Origin of the sequence: Rhodoferax sp. (assembly GCF_039922535.1) — a bacterium.
In the GTDB taxonomy this organism is placed as follows: domain Bacteria; phylum Pseudomonadota; class Gammaproteobacteria; order Burkholderiales; family Burkholderiaceae_C; genus Rhodoferax_B.
The window spans coordinates 1-24,065 of sequence record NZ_JBDTEM010000107.1; the positions used below are offsets into that span (position 1 = coordinate 1).

General features: G+C 62.5%; 19 protein-coding genes and 1 pseudogene. 9 read left to right on the plus strand and 11 right to left on the minus strand.

Going from position 1 to position 24,065, the window contains the following annotated elements; translation table 11 throughout:
* From ABI213_RS04955 to ABI213_RS04995, 9 genes and pseudogenes are all read right to left on the minus strand, one after another.
* Nucleotides 1-735: pseudogene (locus tag ABI213_RS04955) on the minus strand (transporter); the annotation flags it as partial.
* Between the two features lie 25 nt (nt 736-760).
* Nucleotides 761-2,194 (minus strand): glutamate decarboxylase, encoded by a 1,434-nt coding sequence (locus ABI213_RS04960; RefSeq protein ID WP_348026273.1) that lies wholly within the window; start codon nt 2,192-2,194, stop codon nt 761-763.
* A 197-nt stretch (nt 2,195-2,391) separates the two neighbouring features.
* Entirely contained in the window at nt 2,392-2,727 is a 336-nt protein-coding gene (locus tag ABI213_RS04965) for an SMR family transporter (RefSeq protein WP_348006323.1), read from the minus strand.
* Between the two features lie 211 nt (nt 2,728-2,938).
* Nucleotides 2,939-4,024: a sn-glycerol-3-phosphate ABC transporter ATP-binding protein UgpC gene (ugpC, locus tag ABI213_RS04970; protein ID WP_348026275.1), complete on the minus strand. Its 1,086-nt coding sequence runs from the start codon at nt 4,022-4,024 to the stop codon at nt 2,939-2,941.
* Nucleotides 4,025-4,034: 10 nt separating this feature from the next.
* Complete coding sequence (locus ABI213_RS04975) at nt 4,035-6,221, minus strand: glycoside hydrolase family 2 TIM barrel-domain containing protein (protein ID WP_348026277.1); 2,187 nt, start codon at nt 6,219-6,221, stop codon at nt 4,035-4,037.
* 70 nt (nt 6,222-6,291) lie between these two features.
* A complete protein-coding gene (locus ABI213_RS04980; protein ID WP_348006320.1) occupies nt 6,292-7,104 on the minus strand; it encodes a carbohydrate ABC transporter permease in 813 nt (270 codons plus the stop codon).
* Nucleotides 7,105-7,109: 5 nt separating this feature from the next.
* Complete coding sequence (locus ABI213_RS04985) at nt 7,110-8,000, minus strand: sugar ABC transporter permease (protein WP_348006319.1); 891 nt, start codon at nt 7,998-8,000, stop codon at nt 7,110-7,112.
* Between the two features lie 201 nt (nt 8,001-8,201).
* A complete protein-coding gene (locus ABI213_RS04990; protein WP_348006318.1) occupies nt 8,202-9,476 on the minus strand; it encodes an extracellular solute-binding protein in 1,275 nt (424 codons plus the stop codon).
* Between the two features lie 410 nt (nt 9,477-9,886).
* Nucleotides 9,887-10,708 carry an HDOD domain-containing protein gene (locus ABI213_RS04995; RefSeq protein WP_348006317.1) on the minus strand — a complete coding sequence of 274 codons (822 nt, stop codon included), beginning with the start codon at nt 10,706-10,708 and terminating at the stop codon, nt 9,887-9,889.
* Between the two features lie 207 nt (nt 10,709-10,915).
* On the opposite strand from ABI213_RS04995, the gene ABI213_RS05000 reads away from it, so the two are divergent.
* The 7 genes from ABI213_RS05000 to ABI213_RS05030 all read left to right on the plus strand — a co-directional run bounded on the left by ABI213_RS05000 (nt 10,916) and on the right by ABI213_RS05030 (nt 19,943).
* Nucleotides 10,916-11,752: a creatininase family protein gene (locus tag ABI213_RS05000; RefSeq protein ID WP_348006316.1), complete on the plus strand. Its 837-nt coding sequence runs from the start codon at nt 10,916-10,918 to the stop codon at nt 11,750-11,752.
* A 34-nt stretch (nt 11,753-11,786) separates the two neighbouring features.
* A complete protein-coding gene (locus tag ABI213_RS05005) occupies nt 11,787-12,944 on the plus strand; it encodes a YncE family protein (protein ID WP_348026279.1) in 1,158 nt (385 codons plus the stop codon).
* Nucleotides 12,945-12,989: 45 nt separating this feature from the next.
* On the plus strand, nt 12,990-14,381 hold the full coding sequence (locus ABI213_RS05010; RefSeq protein WP_348006314.1) for an exonuclease domain-containing protein: 1,392 nt from the start codon (nt 12,990-12,992) through the stop codon (nt 14,379-14,381).
* A 295-nt stretch (nt 14,382-14,676) separates the two neighbouring features.
* Entirely contained in the window at nt 14,677-16,359 is a 1,683-nt protein-coding gene (locus tag ABI213_RS05015) for a diguanylate cyclase (RefSeq protein ID WP_348006313.1), read from the plus strand.
* Nucleotides 16,360-16,474: 115 nt separating this feature from the next.
* A complete protein-coding gene (locus ABI213_RS05020) occupies nt 16,475-17,326 on the plus strand; it encodes an HDOD domain-containing protein (RefSeq protein WP_348006312.1) in 852 nt (283 codons plus the stop codon).
* Between the two features lie 171 nt (nt 17,327-17,497).
* Nucleotides 17,498-19,150, plus strand: coding sequence for a sensor domain-containing diguanylate cyclase (locus tag ABI213_RS05025; RefSeq protein WP_348006311.1), 1,653 nt, complete (start codon nt 17,498-17,500; stop codon nt 19,148-19,150).
* Nucleotides 19,151-19,316: 166 nt separating this feature from the next.
* A complete protein-coding gene (locus ABI213_RS05030) occupies nt 19,317-19,943 on the plus strand; it encodes a DUF4142 domain-containing protein (RefSeq protein WP_348006310.1) in 627 nt (208 codons plus the stop codon).
* A 109-nt stretch (nt 19,944-20,052) separates the two neighbouring features.
* Here the strand turns inward: ABI213_RS05030 and ABI213_RS05035 are convergent, their stop codons facing one another.
* Nucleotides 20,053-20,949 carry a LysR family transcriptional regulator gene (locus tag ABI213_RS05035; RefSeq protein WP_348006309.1) on the minus strand — a complete coding sequence of 299 codons (897 nt, stop codon included), beginning with the start codon at nt 20,947-20,949 and terminating at the stop codon, nt 20,053-20,055.
* Between the two features lie 75 nt (nt 20,950-21,024).
* Between ABI213_RS05035 and ABI213_RS05040 the strand changes: the two genes are divergently transcribed.
* Together ABI213_RS05040 and ABI213_RS05045 are read left to right on the plus strand one after the other, a co-directional pair.
* Nucleotides 21,025-21,831 carry a class III extradiol ring-cleavage dioxygenase gene (locus ABI213_RS05040; protein WP_348026281.1) on the plus strand — a complete coding sequence of 269 codons (807 nt, stop codon included), beginning with the start codon at nt 21,025-21,027 and terminating at the stop codon, nt 21,829-21,831.
* Nucleotides 21,832-21,846: 15 nt separating this feature from the next.
* Nucleotides 21,847-22,530, plus strand: coding sequence for a phospholipase (locus tag ABI213_RS05045; protein WP_348026283.1), 684 nt, complete (start codon nt 21,847-21,849; stop codon nt 22,528-22,530).
* Between the two features lie 81 nt (nt 22,531-22,611).
* Here ABI213_RS05045 and ABI213_RS05050 read toward each other — a convergent pair.
* The coding region (locus tag ABI213_RS05050; protein WP_348026285.1) for an EAL domain-containing protein at nt 22,612-24,065 on the minus strand (1,454 nt) is incomplete at its 5' end.

The window sequence follows — 24,065 nt, forward strand, 5'->3', positions numbered from 1 at the left end:
GCGAAACTGGGCGATGCTCTGGCCCACCGTGTCGGGGTGCACCACCCTGTAAGCGCGCAGGTCAAACGGGCGGTAGCCGCTGAGGCCCGCGTCGTCCACATTGGGCACGCCGTGGTCGCGCTCGTAGTCTTGCGCGGCCTGGCGCGCATCCACCCGCCACCAGCGCGGCAGGTATTTGCAGATCAGGATGATGCCCACCGTGCCCCAGATATAGGTCAGGCCATAAGACAAAGCAATCATGGCCGTGGCATCGGCCGCCGTGGAGCCGGGCGGTATAGGCACCACGCCCGAGGTGATGGCCTGCTCGGCCGAGCCAATCGCCGCCGACATGGTTTGCGAACCGGCCAGAATACCGCCCGCCGCGCCCACGGGCAGCGCCATCCAGCGCGCACCCAGCACGATGATACCCAGGCCTAGTAGGGACGACAGCGTGGCCAAAAAGACGAACTTCAGCCCGTCCCCCTTCAGGCTGTTGATAAACGACGGCCCCACGCGCAGGCCCACGCCGTACATGAACAGGTAGTAAAACAGGCTCTTGGTGAAGGTGTCGAGCGTGAACTCCACGCCGTTGGCCGCGCCCCAGGTGGCCACCGCGCAGCCGATGGTGATGGCCGAAGCGACCGGCCCCAGGCCGTAGCCCATCACCGTCCAGCGGCCCACCCAGACCGACAGGCCGACCACGGCAAACAGCAGGATGTAGGGGTTCTGCTGCAGAAAAACCAGAAATGCATGCATGGCGTTCAGTCGGGTTCGGTCGGGTTTAGTCGGTAACCAACAAGGGGACGCACGCGTCCGCCTTGGCCGATTCGGCCCCGTGGTTGAAGGTGGGCCCGGCGGTCGAGCGCAGCACCGGGTTTTGCTGCAAAAAGGCGATGCCGTTGCGCAGGTCTTGCAATAGCAGCGCGATCAAATCGCGGCTGACGCCGTGGCGCACCAGCACCCGCTGCACCACCACGGTCTGCCGGTCGCTGGGCAGCGGGTACGAGGCAATTTGCCAGCCGCGCATGCGCACCCGCTCGGACAAGTCGTACAGCGTAAAGCCGTGCGCCACGCCGTCTTTGAGCTTGTAGCAAACCGCGGGCAGGCCGCCCTTGCCGTCGTACACCAGCTCCAGCGGGCCGATCTGGGCCAGCTCTTGCGCCAGCCACTGCGCGGTGTCCGAGCAGGCCTGCTGGATGCGGGTATAGCCCTCGCGGCCCAGGCGCAAAAAGTTGTAGTACTGGGCGATGATTTCACCGCCCGGACGGCTGAAGTTGAGCGCAAACGTGGCCATGTTGCCGCCCAGGTAATCGACGTAAAAAATCAGATCTTCGGGCAAATCGGCCTTGCTGCGCCACACCACCCAGCCCACGCCCAGCGGGGCCAGGCCGTATTTGTGGCCCGAGGCATTGATGGACTTGACCCGCTCCACGCCAAAGTCCCACTGCACATCGCGCTGGATGAACGGGGCCACAAAGCCGCCGCTGGCCGCGTCCACGTGGATGGGAATGTCCAGCCCCAGGTCGCGCTGCATGGTGTCCAGCGCTTCGGCCAAGGCGGCCACGGGCTCGTAGATGCCGGTGAAGGTCACGCCCAGCGTGGCCACCACACCGATGGTGTTTTCGTCACAGTATTGCGCTAAGTCGGCGGGCTGCAGGCCCAGCGCATCGCCGCGCAGTGGCACTTCGCGCATTTCCACGTCAAAGTAGCGGGCGAATTTTTTCCAGCAGATCTGCACCGGGCCGCAGACAAAGTTGGGCTTGTCGGTGGGCAGGCCGGCGGCCTCGCGTCGCGCCTTCCAGGCCCACTTCAGGGCCAGGCCGCCGAGCATCGCCGCCTCGCTGGAGCCGGTGGTGGAGCAACCAATGGTGTCCCAGGACTTGGGGGCGTGCCACAGGTCGGCAATGATGTGCACGCAGCGGTTTTCGATCTCGGCCGTTTGCGGGTACTCGTCCTTGTCGATCATGTTCTTGTCCAGCGCATCGGCCATCAGCTTTTGCACCTCGGGCTCGACCCAGGTGGTGCAAAAGGTGGCCAGGTTCTGGCGCGAGTTGCCGTCCAGCAGCAGTTCGTCGCGCACCAGGTTATAGGCGGCGGAGGCGGCGGTGGAATGGTCCGGCAGGCGGTACTTGGGCAGGCGGCGCTGGGACGCATCCGTCGAATACACGTCCTCGATGTCCTGGTCGTGCGTTTCAATGGTCTGGTGCAGTGCCATGGGGAGTCTTTCGCGCGGCACGCTGCAAGCCGAAGGACTTGGATACGGCTACCAGACCAATGTAGCCACGGGGTGTGACACGGTCTGTGCGCTGCAGCACACACATAGATACAAAACTATGCTTTTTATAGCCGACTGTGCAGGCTCTATCTGCGCTAGAGGCTTATTTAATGTATGAAAAATAAGTCTGCGGTGTGTCAGTGCCCCGCCGTCTTCGAAAACACATTCACCACCACCACTCCGGCAATGATCAGCCCCATGCCGGCGATGGCGGGCAGGTCCAGGTTTTGGCCGAACCACCACCAGCTCACCAGCGAGATCAGCACAATCCCCGTGCCCGACCAGATGGCATAGGCCACGCCGGTGGGGATGGTGCGCAGGGTGAGGGACAGGAACAAAAAGGCGATGGCGTAACACCCCACGGTGACCACGCTGGGCCAGAGCCGGGTGAAGCTTTCGGAGCTTTTGAGAAAGCTGGTGGCCACCACCTCGGCGACGATGGCAATGAAGAGGTAAACGTAGGAGGCTGTCATGCGCGGCTGGGAGGAGCTTGGAAGAGGAAAGGGGCTGAACGGCCCCAGTCTTGCCCCAATCAGCCCCACACGCCCCTACCGGCACGACTGCTTATGGCCGCGGCACGACATGGGCACCAGCGAAAACTATGCTTTTTATAGCTGCTTGTGCAGGTGGCATATGCGCTGGCGGCTGTTTTTAGTTAAATTTCTGAAGCAGCCGCCCGTGGCATCAATAGATGCGCGCGCCGGTAGCGCGGTCAAACAGCAGCGCCAGCTTTGTCTGAAACCGGGCATCGAAGGCCTGGCCCATGCGCAGGGCGCGACCGTGCTCGGTCTTGATGACCATCAGGCTGCCGGATTCGGCGCGGGCATAGGCAAAAGTCTCTCCGCCCAGGTGCTCCAGCATGTCGATGGTGAGCTGCAGGTGGCCGTCGCCGTCCTCGCGGAAATGCTCGGGGCGCACGCCTACTGAGACTTCGGTGCCGACAGCGGGCACCGGGCCGGTAAACGGGATCGACACCACAATGCCGCCGAAGCCTGGCAGTTCGATCTGGCACAGCGGGCCCTCGGCACCACGCACTTTGCCGTCCAGAAAGTTCATCTTCGGCGAGCCGATGAAGCCCGCCACAAAGGTGTTGGCCGGGTTGTCGTACACCTCCAGCGGCGCGCCCACCTGCTCGACCTTGCCTGCGCGCAGCACCACGATCTTGTCGGCCAGCGTCATGGCCTCGACCTGGTCGTGGGTGACGTAGATGATGGTGGAGCCCAGCTCGCGGTGCAGCCGGGCGATTTCGATGCGCATGTGCACGCGCAGCTCGGCATCCAGGTTGGACAAAGGTTCGTCGAACAAAAACACCTTGGGATCGCGCACGATGGCGCGGCCAATCGCCACCCGCTGGCGCTGGCCGCCCGACAGGGCTTTGGGCTTGCGGTCCATCAGCGGGCCCAGGCCCAGCACCGCAGCGGCGGCATCTACCTTGGTGGCCACCTCGGTCTTTGACGCCCCGGCAAAGCGCAAGGCAAAGCCCATGTTTTCGCGCACCGTCATGTGCGGGTACAGCGCGTACGACTGGAACACCATGGCGATGCCGCGCTTGGACGGGTCTACATCGTTGACGCGCAGGCCGCCAATCTCCAGGTCGCCGCTGGTGATGTCTTCCAGGCCCGCCACCATGCGCAGCAGTGTGGACTTACCGCAGCCGGACGGGCCGACGAAGACAACGAATTCGCCCTTGTTGATCTCCAGATCCACGCCGCGGATCACATCGGTATTGCCAAAGGATTTGGTGATTTTGGTGAGTTTGACATCGGCCATAGCGCTCTCCTTATGCGGCGGTCAAGGTCAGCACCTGGCGACCCAGCCGCCGAGTGGACACCACTACCTGGGTGTCGGTGTGCGCGCCGGTGCTCTCTACCCAGAAGCCCGCCACGCCGCCTTTGAACAAAACCAGCTCCGGCCCGAGCAGCTTGGCACCGCCGGTGACTTCCACCGCCACCACGTCGTCTAAAAACGGCAGCACGCGGCCACACTGGTCGAGCGCGCGCACGGTGAAACGCACAGCATCTTTCTCACCTGCCAGCAGCGTGGTGCTGTCGGCCACCACCTCCAACGTGGTGGGCAGCGGGTTGCCGCTGAGGGTGACATGGGAGACGGCCTGGCCGCCCACAAAGCCGGTGATCTGGCAGTCCAGCCACTGCATGCCCCAGGCCCCGACTTCGGCCATATCCACATGGCGGCTGTCGATGGTGACGGGCGCGTACGGCAGGTGCGGGTACTTGGCGCGGTCGGGCTCGGCGCGCTTCACAGGGAAGTCGCCGAACTTGAATTCGATGTAGTCACAGTTGGTCAGCACCAGCAAGGGCAGCACTTCGCAGCGGTCTTTTTCACCCCGCGCCCAGTAGGTCACGGGCTCCAGCACCACCTGCTCTTGCGGCGGGCACTGGCTGGCGTACACGGCAGCAGCGAACTTGGGTGCGCGGAAGATGTCCATCACCCCGTGGTGGCAGATGCGGTCGCCCGCGCCGAAGTCTTTGTGGGTGTTGTAGTCGAACATGCACCAGCCGATGGCGCCAGAGATGTGCGGGTTGGCGTAGGCGGCGTTCAGCACCTCCAGGTGGCGGGTGGCGTGCTCGGCCTGGCGATCCTCGGGGTCGATGCGCTTGGTGGGGTACATGTGGCCGTTGTATTCGGTGACCATGTAGGGCACGTCATGGGCCAGGCCGGTCACGTCGCGGGTCTGGCGCAGCGGCGCAGGGGTGCGGCCGGGCAGCCAGTCGGGTGGCGCGATGTGGAAGAAATCGTTCATGGTGTACACGTCTTCCAGCAGCTCGCTTTTTTCATGGCAGCGCACGCCGCCGGTTTGGCGGGTGGTGTCCAGCGCGCGGGCCATGGCGTTGGTGCGGGCGAAGAAGTCGTGGTTGTCGCGGGATTCGTTGATGCGCACGCCCCACAAAATGATGCTGGGGTGGTTCCAGTCGCGCTGCACCATGCGGCGCACGTTCTCTACCGATTCGTCTTGCCAGGTGGCGCCACCAATGTGCTGCCAGCCCGCAATCTCTTCAAACACCAACAGACCGATTTCGTCGCAATGGTCCAGAAAATACGGCGACTGCGGGTAGTGCGAGGTGCGCGCCAGGTTGCAGTGGAGCTGGTTCTTCAAAATGTCGGCATCCAGCTCTTGCGCGCGGCGGCCCATGGCGTAGCCCACGTAAGGGTAAGACTGGTGGCGGTTCAGGCCCCGGATTTTCAGCAGCTTGCCGTTCAGGCGGAAGCCATCGGTGGCAAAGCGGGCGGTGCGAAAGCCGAAGCGGGCATCCAGCGTATCTTGGCCATCCGGTGTATCGATATGCAGGGCCACGCGGTAGAGCTGGGGCGAATCCAGCTCCCACAACGCCAGGCCCGCCAGGTTCTCGAACACCAGCCGCACCGTGTCGCCCGTGAAGGCCACCGTGTGCTGCTGCAGCACCGTGCCGTCCAGCGTGCACAGCTCGGCCCGCGCCGAGCCCGCCAGCGCCACGCCACGCGGGTTGGCCAGAGTGGCTATCACCGTGACGGCTTTGGCATCGCTGAGCTCGTGCGCCGTTTCCACCTTGATGCGGGCAATCGACACCGCATCGGTCAGTTTGAGCCACACATCGCGGTAGATGCCGGCGTAAGTCAGGTAGTCGATCTGACCACCAAAGGGTGGGATGTCGGGGTTCTCGCTGCCGTCGATCTTGACGGTAATGAGGTTGTCGCCCGCTTGCAGCAAGCCGGTCAGCCGCGCCTCGAAAGGCGTGTAGCCGTCGGCATGCTGCGCGACCTGCTGGCCGTTGACCCACACCACCGTATTGGCCATGGAGCCGTCGAACACCAAGGCGACTTCCTGGTGCTGGAACGCAGCTTGCCAAGGCAGGTGGAGCTGGTAGGCGAACTCTTTTTGGAACGACTTTTCGTCAAAGTAATTCATCTCCAGATCCACCGCGTTGTGCGGCAGGCGCACCGTTTCACCGGCCTTGGCATTCGCAATCAAGTCTTGCGAAAAATCCGCATGGAAAATCCAACCATCATTTATTTTTTGAACCAACCGCATTTTTAAAACCTTATTTAACAGAACCCAGCATGCCTTCGACAAACTGGCGTTGCATGGCAAAGAAAACCGCCAGCGTGGGAATGGTGGCCATCACGGTGGCGACCATAATCACGCCAAAATCGGGCGTATACGAAGAACCCAATGAAGACAGTACCAGGGTAATGGTCTTCAGCTCCACCGACTGCAACACAATCAGCGGCCACAAGAAACTATTCCACGTCGCCATAAATACAATAATGAAAGCCGCGGCATAGGTGGAGCGCATTACCGGCACATAGACAAACAAGAATATCTGCCATTCTTTCAAACCATCGACCCGCGCCGCATCCCGCAACTCTGCAGGAAACGCCTTGGTGTTTTGCCGAAAATAAAACACCATGTAGGCCGAGGCCACGGTGGGCAGAATCACCGCCATGTGGGTGTCCAGCATGTCGAACGAGGCCAGCAGGGTGAACAGCGGAATCATCAGGGTGGCGAACGGAATCATCATCGACACCAAAATGCCCTGGTAAAACCGTTCGCGGATGGGCGATTTAAAAACCTCGAACCCATAGCCAGCCAAAGACGATACCAACAGGGTCAGAACCGATCCCAAAATGGCAATTTTTCCGGAATTCCAAAATACCTGCCCCACGTCAAACAACACCGCAAATTTTTGGTAATTGGCTACCAAGGCATTGCCAAAAGACAATTTACCTTTGGTGATGTCGTTACTGACATTGGTGGCGCTGATCACCATCCACAAAAATGGAAATATCGACAAAAACGCCATGACCCACAAAAACAGGTAAATAAACGCCATGCGGATTTTTTCAAAGGACATCTGCATTACTCCTTTTCCCGCGCCACATAAAACTGGAAGAAAGCCAATATCGCCACCAGCACCACAATCACGTACGACACCGTGGCCGCATAGCCAAAGTTGGGCACAAACTTGAACGACAGGTTGTAGATGTACATCGACAGCGTCAGCGTGCTGTCCGCCGGGCCGCCGTTGGTGATGTTCAAGGCCTCGTCAAACAACTGCAGCGTGCCGATGGTGGACGTGACGGTGGTAAACAAAATCACCGGTTTCAGCACCGGAATGGTGATCGACAAAAACCGGCGCGTGGCCGAAATACCGTCGATACGCGCGGCCTCGTAGATGGATTTGTCTACGTTTTGCATGGCCGCCAGGTAGAAGATCATGTTGTAGCCCGTCCAGCGCCAGGTAATGGCCGCAATCACCACCACCCGGGCCCAGAACGGGTCGGTCAGCCAAGGCATGGGCTGGTCGATGATGCCCACGTACAGCAGCGTCACGTTGACCAGGCCGTCGTAGGAAAACATGCTTTTGAACAGCACCGAGTACGCCACCAGCGAAGTCACGCAGGGCAAGAACACGGCGGTACGCAGCAGCCCGCGAAACCGCAGGTTGGGCATGTTGAGGCAGGAGGCCATCACCAGCGCCAGCATGATCATGATGGGCACCTGCACAATCAAAAAGATGAAGGTGTTGACGAGGGCCCGCTGGAAAATCGGGTCGTCCAGCAAGCGCTCTGCGTTGCCCAGGCCGATAAACCGCACCATGGTGCCCTGCCCCGCGTGCAGCGACATGTACAGCGATTTGCCGATGGGGTAGACCATGAAGGTGGCGATCAGCAGCAGCGCTGCCGACACAAAAGCCCACCCGTTGATGTCAAAGAAGCGGCGATAACCCGGCCTGCTTGCTTGCCGCATAAAAAAACTCCTGAACTAACTGGCATTGGGGGCAGTGGTACCCGCCCGCTGTGTCCACAACGGTGAACGCGGCCCCATCCTTCAGACAGAACGCACGCCCCCCATAAACACCGCAGATCTGGCTCTGCCAGGCTACTGGTGTTGCCCCCTGCAAGGGGGTTGGCGAAAGACGCGGAGCGCTGAAGTCTGGGGGTGAGCGAATTACTTGATTTGCGCAGCCAACTGCTGCTGGATCTTATCCAGCAACTGGTCGACAGGCATGCCGTTGGCCAGGGCGGGCAATTGGGCCGCCACGGCGGCATCACCTTCGTAGGTGAACATGCCGTAGTTCACGCTGGGTACTTTTTCCAGCCAGTCGCTAAAGCGCAGCCACACCTGCGAACCGCCAAAGTACGGATCGGCTTCGCTGTAGGCCTTGCCCGCACGTGAGGCCATCAGGGTGCCCACCGCGCCGCGCGAGGTCAGGATGCTTTGGTAGAAATCCACGTCCTTGGCGAAAATTTCGTTCAAGAAGTCCACGGCCATGGCCTTTTCTTTGCCGGCCGACAGCACGTACCAGCTGGAGCCGCCCAGGTTGGATGCATGGGTGGCACCCGGAATATTCAGCTTGGGCGTGGGGGCCACAGCCCACAGGCCGGCCTGGCTCTTTTCGGATTTGACCGCGCCGGTGATCCACACGCCGGTGGTAATGCTGGCCACGTCGCCCTTGTTGACCGCGCCTACGTACTCGGCCCAGTTGGTGACGGGCTTGACGATGCCCGACTTGAGCAGCTTGCCCTGCACTTCCATGGCGGCCTTGAGGGCGGGGTTGCCCTTGATGTCGAGCTTGCCGTCTTTGTCGAAGTACCAGCGCCCGGCGGACTGCATCATGATGCGGATCAGGCCGTTGTCATTGGGGTCAATGCCGAGCATCTTTTTGCCGGTGACGGCAACGACCTTGGTGCCGATTTCGATGTAGCGGTCCCAGGTGATGTTCTCCATGTCTTTCTCGGAGAAACCGGCCTTGGCCAGCAAGTCCTTACGGTAGTACATGCCGGTGACACCCGAGTCGAACGGCAGGCCATAGGTCTTGCCATCTACCGTCATGAGGTCCACCTTGTACTTGGCAAACCCAGCGTAGTTGACCTTACCCGTCATCGGCTCGAACGAGCCGGGGAACGAGCGCAGGTATTTTTGCGCGTTGTAGTCTTCCACCAGCACGATGTCGGGCAGCGATTTGGTCACGCCCGAAGCCAGCGTGGTTTGCAGTTTTTGCTCCAGATCAGACTTGGACATGTCCACGATCTTGAACGTGGCATCCGGGTGCTTGGCGGTATAGCGGGCGGCAGCGTCCTTCATGATGGCGATGTTGAAGTTCGGATCCCAGGCCCAGACCGTCACTTCTTTGGCCGAGACCGCTGCGGCGGTCATCAGGCCGATGGAGGCCAAAGCCAAGCTGGCCGCGGCCTGCACGGTGGTACGTTTCGCAAAATGCATGGTGTGTTCTTTCGTCTCTTTGGATGTTGCCAAAGCCTGCACGCCCGCCCGCTGGCGCAGGAACCGTGCAAAGACCTCGGGTTCAGGTGGTGGCGCCCGCAAAGCCCGGTCGCTTACCTCCATTAATAATACAAATAAACCCCCCAAATCCACCGAGGGAATACCCTGAACCCTAATCCATCCGACGAAACACCCCTAATAGACCGGTAAGCCCCAGATTGCCCGCGCCAATCCCGACCTAATCATCATATTTTTGAAATCCTGGCACTGCCGCGCAGATCCGTACCAGGATCTACTACGGTATTGATAGCTGTTCGCGCACACGCGATATGCGCCAGCAGCCATTTTGGCTCCGGTATTTACCCTAGCTTGCAGTAGGGGATGGTGCAGCTTGGCGGTGGGCCACAGGCTCAGGCGAAGTCACCGGCCTCCTCGGGGCGCGTCCATTCAATCGCATCTTCCGAACACAGCCGCGCCCCGTCGGTACAGCCAATCGCATCGGCGACGCGGCGCGGGTATTGCTCCAACATGCTGGGGGTGTCCAGGTCGAGCTCATGGGCGCGTCCGCCCCAAGAAGCCAGGTACACAATACCGGCCAGGGTGTCGGCGGCCACATCGTCTTGCGGATCTGGGTGGTGCTGTATGGCATCCACAATCTCCTGCGGAAAGCGCCATTTGGCGGCAAATGCCGCTCCCACATCGGCGTACGAATAGCCCAGCTCGGCCCGCTGGCTAGCGTGGCGGTTGCTGTCCTGGGCAAAGTTGGGCTGCATGCAGGGCTGGTCGGGCATGGCCATCTTCATCACCAGATCGCCCACGCCATGCAGCAAACCAGCGGTGAAGGCCAGCCCTTGGTCCAGCCGCATCGAACCGGCCAACGACTGGGCAATCTTGGCCACATCCAGGCTATGCCGCCAGAACTCGGCCAGGTTGACACCCGGCACCTCGCGGAAAGCCCCGCCCACCGCCGCAGCGCTGACCAGTTGCTTGGTCGCTTTCAGGCCCAGCAACGGTATGGCGGCCTCCATGGTGCCAATGCGGCCACCGCTGCCGTAGCGGGCAGAGTTGATCAGGCGCAGCACCCGCACGGTCAGCCCCACCTCGGCCGACACCAGGGTGGTAATCTGGCGGACATTGGGCTCGGGCTTCTGAAATTCACCGAAGATCTGCGCAATGGTGATGGGCAGCGAAGGGATCAGGGCTTCAGAGGCAATCAGCTGTTCAAATTTCATAAGGCTCGCTTCGGTGAATTAGCACATGAATGGGCACATAACTGGCATCCAATATAGTCCGTTTCGACATGGATTTGCCCATACCCCCATAAGTTGCATGCGGATGCTTTACCCCGACTTGACGTGAAACAAAGCGAAAATTTGGGAACTGTAGACACTTCGCAGGCTCGACCTACGGCGCTTTAGACCCTTCACCAGAATCCATCCATGCACCACCTTCTCCATCGCGCGCAGACCTTGCTGGCAGGCGTCGCCCTGCTCTTTGCCACCCACACCGTCTGGGCACAAGCCCCGCACACCGTGTTTTTGGAAGACCTAACCTGGACCGAACTGCGCGACCTGGTGCACCAGGGAAAAACCACCATCCTGGTGCCCATCGGTGGCACCGAGCAAAGCGGCCCCTATGTGGCGCTAGGCAAGCACAACGCCCGGGTCAAGGTGCTGTCACAACGCATCGCCGAAGGCCTGGGCAACGCCCTGGTGGCCCCGGTCATCGCCTACGTGCCCGAGGGTGGCACGGCCCCCACGACCTCCCACATGCGCTTTCCCGGCACCATCACCGTGCCCGACGAGGTGTTCAAGAAAACCCTGGAATCCGCCGCCAACAGCTTCAAGGTGCACGGTTTCCAAAACATCGTGTTTCTGGGCGACCATGGCGGCTACCAGAAGGATGTACAGCAGGTGGTGGCCCTGTTGAACAAAAGCTGGGCCAGCACAGGCGCCACTAATGGTGCCCGGGCCATCGTGCCCGAGGTCTACTACAGCACCAGCTCCGACGGCTACGCCCAGATCCTGCGCCAGCACGGCATCCGCGACGATGAAATCGGCACCCATGCGGGCCTGGCCGACACCGCCCTGCTGCTGGCCGTGGCCCCGCAGATGGTGCGCAAGGAGGCCATGCGCAGCGGCCCCAAAGTGGGCCAGGCCGACGGCGTGTACGGCGGCGACCCGCGCCGCGCCACGGCGGAGCTGGGCCAACTTGGCATCGATGCCATCGTCAGCAAAACCGTCCAGGCGCTCAAAGCCAGCACCTCTGCCCGCTAAATTAACCTATTTCCCTAACTGGCTCACACATCCCATGTTCCACCTCGCCCGACTCACCGTATCCATCGTCTCCGCCCTGGCCCTGAGCCACAGCGCCTTCGCCGCGCCCCCTACCCCAGTCCTCACCGTGCCCGGCATGCCACCGGTGGTCAACCCCAGCAACCTGTACAGCGAAGCCGGTGCGGGCCATCTGAGCCCCGCTGTGGCCAGCGCCCTGCCGCGCATTTACGTACCCAATCTGCGCTCCAACGACGTGTACGTGATCGACCCTGCCACCATGAAAGTGGTAGACAAATTTGCGGTGGGCCACAGCCCGCAGCACGTGGTGCCCGCCTGGGACCTGCAAACCCTGTGGGTGGCCAACAATGCCGAGGGCAAGGACAACGGCAGCCTCACGCCCATCGACCCCAAAACCGGCAAGCGCGGCGAGGATGTGCCGGTGGACGACCCCTACAACAGGTACTTCACGCCCGACGGCAAGCAGGCCATCGTGGTGGCCGAAGCCCATGCTCGGCTGGACTTTCGCGATGCCCACAGCATGGCGCTGCAGTCCAGCCTGGAGGTGCCCGAGTGCAAGGGCATCAACCACGCCGACTTCTCCATCGACGGGCGCTACGCCCTGTTCACCTGCGAATTCGGCGGCAAACTGGCCAAGATCGACATGGTGAACCGCAAGGTGGTCGGCTACCTATTGCTGGACAAAAAGGGCATGCCGCAAGACATCCGCATTTCCCCCGATGGCAAGGTCTTCTATGTGGCCGACATGATGGCCGACGGCATCCACGTAGTGGACGGCGACAGCTTTACCAAGATCGGCCTGATCCCCACCGGCACCGGTGCCCACGGCCTGTACCCCAGCCGCGACGGCAGCAAGCTCTACATCTCCAACCGCGGCAGCAACATGGTGCACGGCCAGCGCCACGGCAAGGGCAGCGTCTCGGTGCTCGACTTCGCCACCCGCAAAGTGGTCGCCAACTGGCCCATTCCCGGCGGCGGCAGCCCCGACATGGGCAACGTCAGTGCCGACGGCAAAACCCTTTGGCTATCCGGTCGGTTCGACGACGTGGTTTACGCCTTCGACACCGAAACCGGGGCCGTCAAGTCCATTAAGGTGGGTGCCGAGCCGCACGGCCTGACAGTTTGGCCCCAGCCCGGCCGCTATTCGCTGGGGCACACCGGCAATATGCGGTAAGGCCCCACGGGGTGCGGTCGAACGCCGCGGTGCTAGGCTGTAGGTATGCATTCCGATTTTCCGCCCTTGGCCTTTGTCGACATTGAAACCACCGGCGGCAGCGCCGGGCGGGACCGCATCACCGAAGTCGGCATTGTGGAAGTGGACGGTCCGCATGTGCGCCGCTGGAGCCAGCTGATACAGCCAGGCACGCGTATCCCGGCCTTTATCCAGAAGCTCACCGGTATCGACGACGCCATGGTGGCCGACCAACCGCCGTTCGAAGCCGTGGCCGCCGACATCCTGGACCGGCTGCGTGGCAAGCTGTTTGTGGCGCACAACGCCCGCTTCGACTACGGCTTTTTGCGCGCCGAGTTCAAGGCCTGCGGCATCGACTGGCAGACCCCGGTGCTGTGCACCGTCAAGCTGTCGCGACTGCTGTTCCCCCAACAGGCCCGGCACAACCTGGACACGCTGATCGCCACACACCAGCTGCAGATGCCCGACCGGCACCGCGCGCTGGCCGATGCCGATGCACTGGCGCAGTTCTGGCAGATTTTGCAAACCCGCTTCGACCCGGTCACCCTGCTGAACGCGGTCACCAGCCTGTCGGCCCGGCCGGCCGTGCCGCCCCAACTGGACGCCGAGCACATCGACCGGCTGCCCGAAACGCCGGGCGTTTACCTGTTCTTCGACGCCCAGCGCCGCCCGCTCTACATCGGCAAAAGCAAGAACCTGCGCAGCCGCGTGCTGGCGCACTTCAGCGCCGCGCTGTCGCAACCCAAGGAGATGCGGCTGAGCCAGCAAGTGGCCGACATCGACTGGATAGAAACCGCGGGCGAAGTCGGCGCCCTGCTGCTGGAAGCCCGGTTGGTGAAACACCACCAGCCCAGCATGAACGTGCAGCTGCGCCGCCAGCGCGACCTGCACGCCTGGCAGCTGGACGACAGCAGCGCACTGCACACGCCGCTGCGGCCGCGCCTGGTCAACGGCCCAGACATCGCGCTGGGTCTACAAGACAATCTGTTCGGCCCGTTCCGCTCGCGCCGCGAGGCCCAACAGCTGCTGGAAACCCTGGCCAGCACCCAGGGCCTGTGCCGCGGTGTGCTGGGCCTGGAGCAGATCGCCGCCGGCAAACCCTGCTTCGCTTACCAGGTACGGCAATGCGCGGGTGCCTGCGTGGGCACACAAAGCATGGCCCAGCACAATCTGGCGCTGCTCACCGCGCTGACCCGCCACAAGGTGCAGCGCTGGCCGCATCCCGGCCCGGTGGGTCTGCGCGAAGGCAGCGACCTGCATGTGCTGCACGAATGGCGTTACTTAGGCACGGCCAAACGCGAAGACGAAGTGGCCGAGCTGCTGGAATCCGGCCAGCCAGCATTTGACTTCGATACCTACAAGATCCTGCACAAGGCCATGGCCCAGGCCCGCGCCGGGCAGATTGTGCGCTTGGGATAAGCGCGCCATGCTATTTTTTGATAGCGTCTTGTGCAGATGAAAAATGGCCCTGAGGTCGATTGAATCTAAAAATTTGCGCCTACACCATCCGCAGTTGATACCGCAATCAGGGTACCTCCACATTGGCCATGGGCTCCCACGCGACCTATGATGCACGAAAGCAGTCTGGGCATGGAAAAGCGGGCTGTGTTTGAAAACTCGCAGCAATCGCAGCAACCGGCGAACCGCCATGAACGCAGAAAAAGAAGTTACCCCCACAGGACCACGTACATCCCAAATACTGGAATCGACGCCCATGCATATGGCGATTTTGGATGCCAATGGTGAGATCCTGGAAACCAATGCAGCATGGCGCGACTTTGCCCGCAGCAATGGCATGGCATACCACCAGGGCTGCGTTGGCATTAACTACCTGCACATCTGCGATGCTGCCGGCGACAGCCCTAGTGCAAAAGCCATAGCCCTCGGCGTCCGCACCGTACTGCAAGGCATACAAAGCGAGTTTGAGGCGGTATACCCCTGCCACGCACCGAACGAAAAGCGGTGGTTCCTGGTCCGGGTGCAGGCCGTGGCCGGCACAGGACCCCGCAAGGTGCTGGTATCGCACGAAGATGTGACTAGGCGCAAGCTGGCAGAAGAGCAACTATCCGAACAGCAGCACCGTGCAGAAGCTGCAACAGCGGCCATTGCGCAGCGCGAACACTTCATCAACAAGATCGCCGACCATATGCCCGGCATGGTGGGCTATTGGGACAAAGACCTGCACTGCCGCTTCGCCAACCACGCCTACCAGGAGTGGTTTGGCCGATCACCGCAAGCCATGATCGGCATCACCATCCAGGAGCTCATGGGTGAACGCCTGTTTGCACTGAACGAGCCGTATATCAGGCGGGCACTGGCTGGCGAAAAGCTGCACTTTGAACGCACCCTCACCAAACCAGACGGCAACCTGGGCTACACCCTGGCCAACTACATCCCCGACACCGATGCACAGGGCCAGGTGGTTGGATTCTTCGCCCAGGTAAACGATGTATCTCCGCTGAAGAGGGCCGAATTCGAACTCAAGCTGGCCGCCAGCGTGTATGAGAACACCCACGAAGGCATATTCGTTACCAATGCGCAAGGCCTGATCCTGTCGGTGAACCCAGCCTTCACCAAGATCACCGGCTACAGCGCCGCCGAGGCCATAGGCCAGAATCCCAGCCTGCTGCAATCACACCACCACGACCAGGCTTTCTTCGCCGACATGTGGCAGGAACTGGTGGCAACCGGCACCTGGATGGGCGAAATTTGGAACCGCCGCAAGAACGGAACCCTGTTCCTGGAGCAGCAAACCATCAGCCGTATCGACTCCGTGGAGGGTGAACCGACGCGTTACCTATCGGTTTTCCACGACATTACCGAACTGCGGCGCCGGGACGAAAAAATCAAGCATCTGGCCTTCTATGACCTCTTGACCGACCTGCCCAACCGCGCCTTGCTGATGGACCGGCTGGAGCACCAGATCGGCATCGCCGACCGCGAAAAAAGCGGTCTGGTGCTGATGTTCCTGGACCTCGATCGCTTCAAGATCGTCAACGACACACTGGGCCACGACATTGGCGACGAACTGCTCCGAACCGTGGCCCACAAGCTGTTGGCCCAGGTACGTAAATCGGACACCGTGGCCCGCGTGGGGGGCGACGAGTTCGTCATCTTGCTTGGTGAACCGAACAGCCACGAAGAAATTGTGCAGATCGCCAAGCTGCTCATCGCCGTCACCAACGAACCCATGGAATTCAACCAACAGCAGGCACGGGTTGGCGCATCGATTGGCATCGCCATCTACCCCAAGGACGGACGCACCCCCTCGGAACTCATGAAACAGGCCGACAGCGCCATGTACGCCGCCAAGCAGGCCGGCAAGAACACCTACCGCTTCTCGTCAAACCTCCACCTCCCATCTGGCAACACAGCGGCTGCCGACCACCGCAGCTAGGCGGCGCCTCAGCATTCCTGTTTTTATAGCGCCTAGCGCAGGTACTACCTGCGCCAGAGGCTGATTTGGCATCAAACATTGGCAGTTTCGCCGCACGTGCGGTACATTGGCTTACATGTCTGCACTCCAACTCACCGAAGCCCTGCCCGACCTGGCCGCCTGGACGCGCTACTGCACCAGCGCCGAGATCCCGGTGATGGCCGAGACCGCCCGTGCCCTGGAGACCTTGCGCCCCACAGAAGACGACGTGGATGCGGCCATGCTGGCCAAGATCATCCAGACCGATCCGCTCATGACCATCAAGGTGATGGCCCATGTAGCCAGCCTGCGCCGCCCCGGCGCACACGTGATGGACTCCAGCAAAACCGAAACCATCACCGGGGCGCTGGTGATGCTGGGGATCGCCCCGTTCTTCCGCCAGTTTGGCCCGCAGCCCACGGTAGAAGACCGCCTGGCCAACCAGCCGCAGGCGCTAGCCGCCGTGCAAGACCTGCTGCTGCGGGCAGAGCGCGCGCGCCTGTTTGCACTAGGCTTTGCAGTGCACCGGGCCGACATGGATGTAGATGTGATCTTGCACGCCGCGTTTTTGCACGATTTTGCCGAGTTGCTGCTCTGGTGCCACGCGCCCGCGCTGGCCCTGCAGATCCAGGCCGCACAGCAGGCCGACCCCACCCTGCGCAGCGCCACCATCCAGCAGACCGTGTTACACATCCAACTGGACGATTTGGCCCAGGAACTGATGCGCCAGTGGCAATTTCCCGCCCTGCTGGTGCGCATCAGCGATACACGCCACGCCGAACAGGCCAATGTGCAAAACGTGGTGCTGGCCGTGCGCGTGGCACGCCACACCCTTCACGGTTGGGACAACCCCGCCCTGGCCGACGACGTGGAAGCCATCGCCGGGTTGCTGAACGCCACGCCCCGGATTGCACTGGCCTATTTGCACAAAATCGTGGCCGATTTATAGGGCCCAAAGGGTACAAATTGGCGGTACATACTGCTGCTATAAACAGTGCCTTATAAGACGTACCAGGGGACATGCTATCCACACGCTACCGAGCCGCCACGCGCCCGAACCCGGCCATTTTTGGCTTGAAAGCCTGGAGGCCACCGCCTTCATAAACCCAAAGCGGCAGCCATGGAGACACTGAACCAGCTGCCCTGCCCGGTGCTGGTGACCAACCCGCTGGGCACCATCCAGGCGGCCAACCACCGTTTGTGTTCACTGGTGGGTCGCGCAGCGCAGCAGCTGCAGCACTGTTCCATAGAAGATGTGTTGGCACCGCACAGCTGGCTTTTTTTGCAGACCGAGGTGTGGAGCCTCTTGCACAGCCAGGGTGCGGCTAACGAGTTGCATCTGCAGGTGCAAACAGCCGACCTCCAGAGCATCCCCGTCACGGTGAACTGCCAACGCGGCCTGCATGCGGGGGCAGACTGCTACTACTGGGTGTTTTTTGTCGCGCTGGAACAGCACAAGGTCGAGTCCGAACTGCTGGGTGCGCGCCAGCATGCCGAGGGGGTGGCGCGCGAGCTGGCCAAAAGCGCACGCTTCGTCCAGACCATTACCGATGCCATGCCCAGCCTGGTGGCGTATTGGGACAAAGACCTGCGCTGCCACTTTGCCAACAAACCGTACCTGGAGTGGTTCAACATCCAGTCCGAAGATGTGATTGGCAGCAGCATGCTGGAGCTGCTGGGCGAGCCCATGTGGGCGCTGAACGCAGACCATGTCCGTGCGGCCTTGGCAGGCCAACGCCAGCAGTTTGAGCGGGCCCTGGCCAAGGCCGACGGCAGCACCGGCTACACCTTGGTGCACTACATTCCCGACTTGAATGCGCTGGACGATGTGCTGGGCTTTTTTGTCCTGATCAACGACGTGACCTACCTGAAGACCACCGAGAGCGAGCTCAAGCTGGCCGCCAGCGTCTTCAACAACACGGTCAACGGCATCATGGTCACCGATGCCGCCGGTCTGATTCTGTCGGTCAACCCGGCCTTCAGCGCCATCACCGGCTATACCGCCGAAGAGGTGCTGGGCTGCCCGTCCCAACTGCTGCGATCCCACCACCACGACACGGCTTTCTACGCCGCCATTGCCCAGTCGCTGGCCGACCACGGCCACTGGGCCGGTGAGCTGTGGAACCGGCACAAAAGCGGTGAAGCGTTTCTGGAATGGCAGAGCGTGACCACCATCCCCGGCTCAGTCGGCACGGCAGACCGCTACGTGTCGGTCTTCAACGACATCACCGAGCGCTGGCACAAGGACGAACGCATCCGCCACCTGGCCCTGCACGACCCCTTGACCGACCTACCGAACCGCCAGCTGCTGATGGAGCGGCTGGGCCAGTCGATCGCCAAAACCGAACGCGAGCCGCGCCAGCTGGCCCTGATGTTCCTGGACCTCGACCAGTTCAAGCAGGTCAACGACACGCTAGGGCATGAACGGGGCGACGAACTGTTAGTGCAGGTGGCCCAAAGGCTACTGACCCTGGTGCGGCAGAACGACACCGTGGCGCGGCTGGGTGGCGACGAGTTCGTCATCTTGCTGGACAACCCCTTAGGCCAGGACTACGTGGCGCAGATCGCCGCCCGCATCGTCGCCGCCGTGCATGCGCCGCTGACGCTCGGCGACCAGCAGGTGCAGGTAGGTGCGTCCATCGGCATCGCCATGCACCCCAGCGCCGGCTCCACACCCGCCGATTTACTGAAGAACGCCGATGCCGCCATGTATGCGGCCAAGCGGGCCGGCAAAAACACCTACCGCTTCTTCAGCAGCGCACAGACCGCTTAGCCAGAAAGCAGGGCATTTCCTACACGGCCAGGGGAACATCTCCTGCGGACACCGGCCAGCCTGTGCCGGAAACTGGCTCCATCGCCGTTGGAGTGTGTAGCCGTCCTAAGCGATCTGCCAGGAGCTACCACGCCGACATTCCTTAACGGACTGAAGGAGTTAGCCCATGTTCCATATTTCACCCCCCCAACCTACGCGCATGACCGCGCATAGCCACATTACAAAGGCCCTGGTGGCCGGCGGCGTTTGCGCGCTGGCGCTGGCGACAGCCTCCGCCTGGGCGCAGACCACCGCGGAGCCCGCCATGGCTGGCCCCGCGGCCAGCGCCCCTGCCGATGCCAGCAAACTCGCCAGCGCCGACAGCCGCATGCTAGGCAACCTGGCCCAGGCCAACCGCGCCGAAGTTGAAGCCGGCAAGCTGGCGCTGGAAAAATCGCAAAATCCCGACATCAAGAAGTTTGCCCAGACCATGGTGGACGCGCACGGCAAGGCGCTGAGCGAAGTCGAGCAACTGGGCGCCGCCAAGAACGTCAAACTGCCCGATGGTGTGGGCGTGATGCACAAAGCCAAGGAAACCGCCATGAAGGCGCTGTCCGGCAAAACCTTTGACAGCCAGTACGTGAAACGTATGGGTGTGGGCGACCACGAAAGCGCAGTCAAGCTGCTGCAGGACATCCAGAAAAACGGCAAGGACGCCGATCTGAAAGCCCTGGCCGACAAGATGCTGCCGGACGTGCAACACCATCTGGATACAGCCAAGCAGATGGAAACGCAAATAACCGCGGCTAAATAAATCCCTGCAGGGCGGACGCGCAACGCTGCTGTTTTTATAGCTGCTTGCGCTTATCCACCCTGCGCTAAATGGTCTTTTGATACACAACCCAGGGGCCGTAACGGGCCTCTCACCATGTGCGCTCCTGCGCAAAGATCTCGGCCAAAAAGTCCACCAGCGCCCGCACCTTGGGCGCCACGTGTTTGCGGGTCGGGTAGACGGCGTAGATGCCCATCTCCATGGCCTGGTAGCCGGGCAGCAGTTCCACCAGTGTGCCCGCGGCCAGATCGGTGCCCACCAGAAAACTCGGCTGCAGGATCACGCCCTGGTGCGCCAGCGCGGCGGCCCGGCAGGTGTCGCCGCTGTTGGTGTGCATGCAGGCGTGGGTGCGCACGCTGACCTGCCCGGCCGGGCCGTCGAAATGCCATTCATCCTTGCTGGCCCAGTAGCTGTAGGCGATCACGGCGTGGTCGGCCAGGTCGGCTGGGTGCTGGGGCGTGCCGTGCGCGGCTAGGTACTGGGGCGAGGCGCAAACCAGCATGCGGGTGCTGGCCAGGCGCTTGCTGACCAGGGTGGAGCTGGGCAAGGTGGCGATGCGGATGGCCACGTCATAGCCCTCCTCCACCAAGTCCACCACCCGGTCAGACAGGGTAATGTCCAGCGCCACCAGCGGCTGCTGGCTGCGGAACACGCCCCACAGCGGGGCCAGGTGCAGGTTGCCAAAGGTGACCGGCGCGTTGATGCGCAGCAGGCCGCTGGCCGCGCCGCTGCGCGAGGTGATCTCTGCCTCGGCCTCGTCCACGCCGGCCAACAGTTCTTTGCTGCGGGCGTAAAACACCTGGCCTTCTTCGGTGAGCGACAGGCGGCGCGTGGTGCGCTGCAGCAGGCGGATACCTAGCCGAGCCTCCAGCTCGCCCACGTAGCGCGATGCGGCGGCCTTGGACAGGCCCAGCGCCTCAGCAGCCTTGACGAAACTGCCTGCGTCGACCACGGCGCAGAAGGTTTGCATTTCCAGAAACCGGTCCATTGTGCTTTTCAGTGAAACAATGAATCTTATTTTAGGCCGTTTATCTCTGCATCTGTAGCTTATACAGTAGCGGCTATGACTTCCCCATCCACTCTCGCTCCGGTGCTGTTCGTATCCCACGGTGCCCCCACGTTTGCTATGGAGCCCGGCACACTCGGCCCCTTGCTGACCACGCTGGGCCAGCAGTTGCAAGGCATCACCGCCGTGCTAGTGGTGTCGCCGCACTGGCAAACCCGTGGCGTGCAGGTAATGGCCAGCGCCGCACCCGAGACGGTGTACGACTTTGGTGGCTTCCCCAAGGCCCTGTACAGCCTGCGCTACCCCGCGCCCGGTGCCCCGGCCATCGCTGCCAAGGTGCAGCGCGTGCTGGCGGACGCGGGCTGGCCCGCGACATTGGACGCGCGGCGCGGCCTGGACCACGGGGCCTGGGTGCCGTTGCGCCACCTGCTGCCCGCAGCCAACATCCCCGTGTTCCAGGTGTCGCTGCCGCACGGCCTGGACACCGCCGCCGCCCTGCGGCTAGGCCAGGCCCTGGCACCGCTGCGGGCACAAGGCGTGCTGGTGCTGGCATCGGGCAGCATGACGCACAACCTGTACGAGTTCCGCCAGGCCCATTCCGCGGCTGCCGACTACGCGGTCGAATTCACCCACTGGATCCGCCAGGCCGTAACCGGCAACGCGGTGGACCAACTGGTGGACTACCGCCGCCTGGCCCCCCATGCCGAGCGCGCCCACCCCAGCGAGGAGCATTATTTGCCTCTGCTGGTCGCCATGGGCGCACACCATGCCGACGAAGCACCCACCGTGATCGACGGCGGCATGACCCACGGCGTACTCTCCATGGAGTCCTACGCCTGGGGTCTGCCTACCAGCACCCATTGAAAGAAGGAATTCACCGTGACCGCCCTGCACACCAGCCCCGACTTCGCCCTCGCCTTCCGCGTGCTCCAGCCGCAGCCTGCCCGTCCCACCGCCCTGGTTCTGCTGCTGCACGGCGTGGGCGGGTCGGAAACCAATCTGCTGGACATGGCCGCCGCTATTTCTACGCAGCAGCCCGGCACCCTGGTGGTGCTGCCGCGCGGCCCGCTGACGCTGGGGCCGGGGCAATTTGCCTGGTTTCGGGTGGCGTTTACCGCCGATGGGCCGCGCATTGACGCGGCCGAGGCCGACAGCAGCAGGCTGGCGCTGCTCGCCTTCATCACCCAGCTGCAACAGGCCCATGGCATTGCACCGCAGCGCACCGTGGTGGCAGGCTTCAGCCAGGGCGGCATTATGTCGGCCAGCGTGGGCTTGAGCGCGCCCGAGCGGGTGGCCGGGTTTGGCCTGCTGTCGGGCCGCATCCTGCCGGAGCTGGAGCCGCATCTGGCCAAATCCGGGCAGCTCACGCAATTACAGGCCTTTGTGGGCCACGGCGAGTTCGACAGCAAGCTGCCGGTGGTGTGGGCCGAGCGCTCCGACCTGCTGCTGACCGCGCTGGGCGTGTCCTACCAAAGCCACCGCTACCCCATCGACCACGGCATCAGCGCGGCGATGCAGGCAGACTTTGTGGCCTGGCTGCAAACGCTGCTGCCCACAGCGTGAGAAAACTCCTGTTTTGATAGCTGCCAGCGCAGGTAGTACCTGCGCCAGAGGCCTATTTGGCACTAATAATTGACAGGCGGCTTAAGCAGCCGTATGGAGCCAGCGCACCAAGTCGTCGGCCATCAAAGGTCGGCTGAACAGATAGCCTTGGCCTTTGTCACACTGCAAGGCCCGCACCACGGCGGCCTGGGCTTCGGTTTCTATGCCTTCGGCCACCGTGCCCATGCCCAGGCTGTGGGCGACCCGCACCGTGGCTTCGATCAGCACGCGGTGGTGGTGGCTGGTGTCGGCCTGGCACACGAAAGACCGGTCGATCTTGACGATGTCCACCGGCAACTGGTGCAGGCTGGCCAACGAGGAATAGCCGGTGCCGAAGTCATCCAGCGCCAAACTCAGGCCCAGCGCCTTGAGCTCATGCAGGCGCGCCTGCACGTTCTCGTCTTGGGCAGCCAGGCTTTCCGTCACTTCCAGCTGCAACTGCGCCGGGGCCATGCCGGTGCTGCGTAACAGCTCGGCCACGTACGCCACCCAGCCCGGCTGGGCCAATTGGGCCCGCGACAAATTAACGGCCAGCAGGCGCGGTGCCCGGGGCCCCAGCAGGGTCTGCCACTGTACAAACTGGCGGCAGGCGGTGGCCAGTACAAAGTCGCCCAGCGCACAGATCAGGCCGCACTCTTCGGCCACGCCAATGAATTCAAACGGCGGCACCACGCCCCGCGTGGGGTGCTGCCAGCGCACCAGCGCTTCGACACCCGCAGCGCGGTCTACCGAGCCATTGGCCCGCTCGGGCCCCAACAAACCGACCACCGGTTGGTACACCACAAACAATTGCTCTTGCGCCAGCGCCAGGCGCAACTCGGCTTCGATACCAGAGCGTTGCGCTGCGCGGGCATGCATCGCGGGCTCAAACACCACATAGCGCCCGCCCCCGGCGCGCTTGGCTTCGACCATGGCAATGCTGGCGCACTGCAACACCGCATCGGCATCCCCGTGGGTTTGCGCGCGCAAAACAATGCCTATGCTGACACTGCAATGCAGCTGCTGGGAGCCAATACCGTAAGGCTTGGCCAGTGCGTCAAGTAAGCGCTGCGCCACGACGTGGATATCGTCGGGGTGCTCCAGGTCGTCCAGCACCACCACAAATTCATCCCCGCCGACGCGTGCCGCTATCTGCTCACCGCCATGGGGCTGGCCCAAGCGGCTGCGCGAGCGCACTGTGGCACGCAAGCGGTCGGCCAGCATGGACAGCACTTCGTCGCCCACCGCATGGCCCTGGGTGTTGTTGATCTGCTTCAAGCGGTCGCAGTTCAAAAACAGTACGCCGAATGCGTGGCCCGGTTCCCCCAGCGCACTATCCATGGCCCGCTGCAAGCGCTCCAGCGCCACCGCACGATTGGGCATGCGGGTCAGGTTGTCCATGCGGGCGGCGGCGCTGAGGCGGCGGGCCAGACCTTGCTGCTCCCGTTGCACCTCCCGCGTGAAATCGCTCAACACGACCATCAACCGGTCAGGGCCCAGTTTGAGCAGGTTGAACG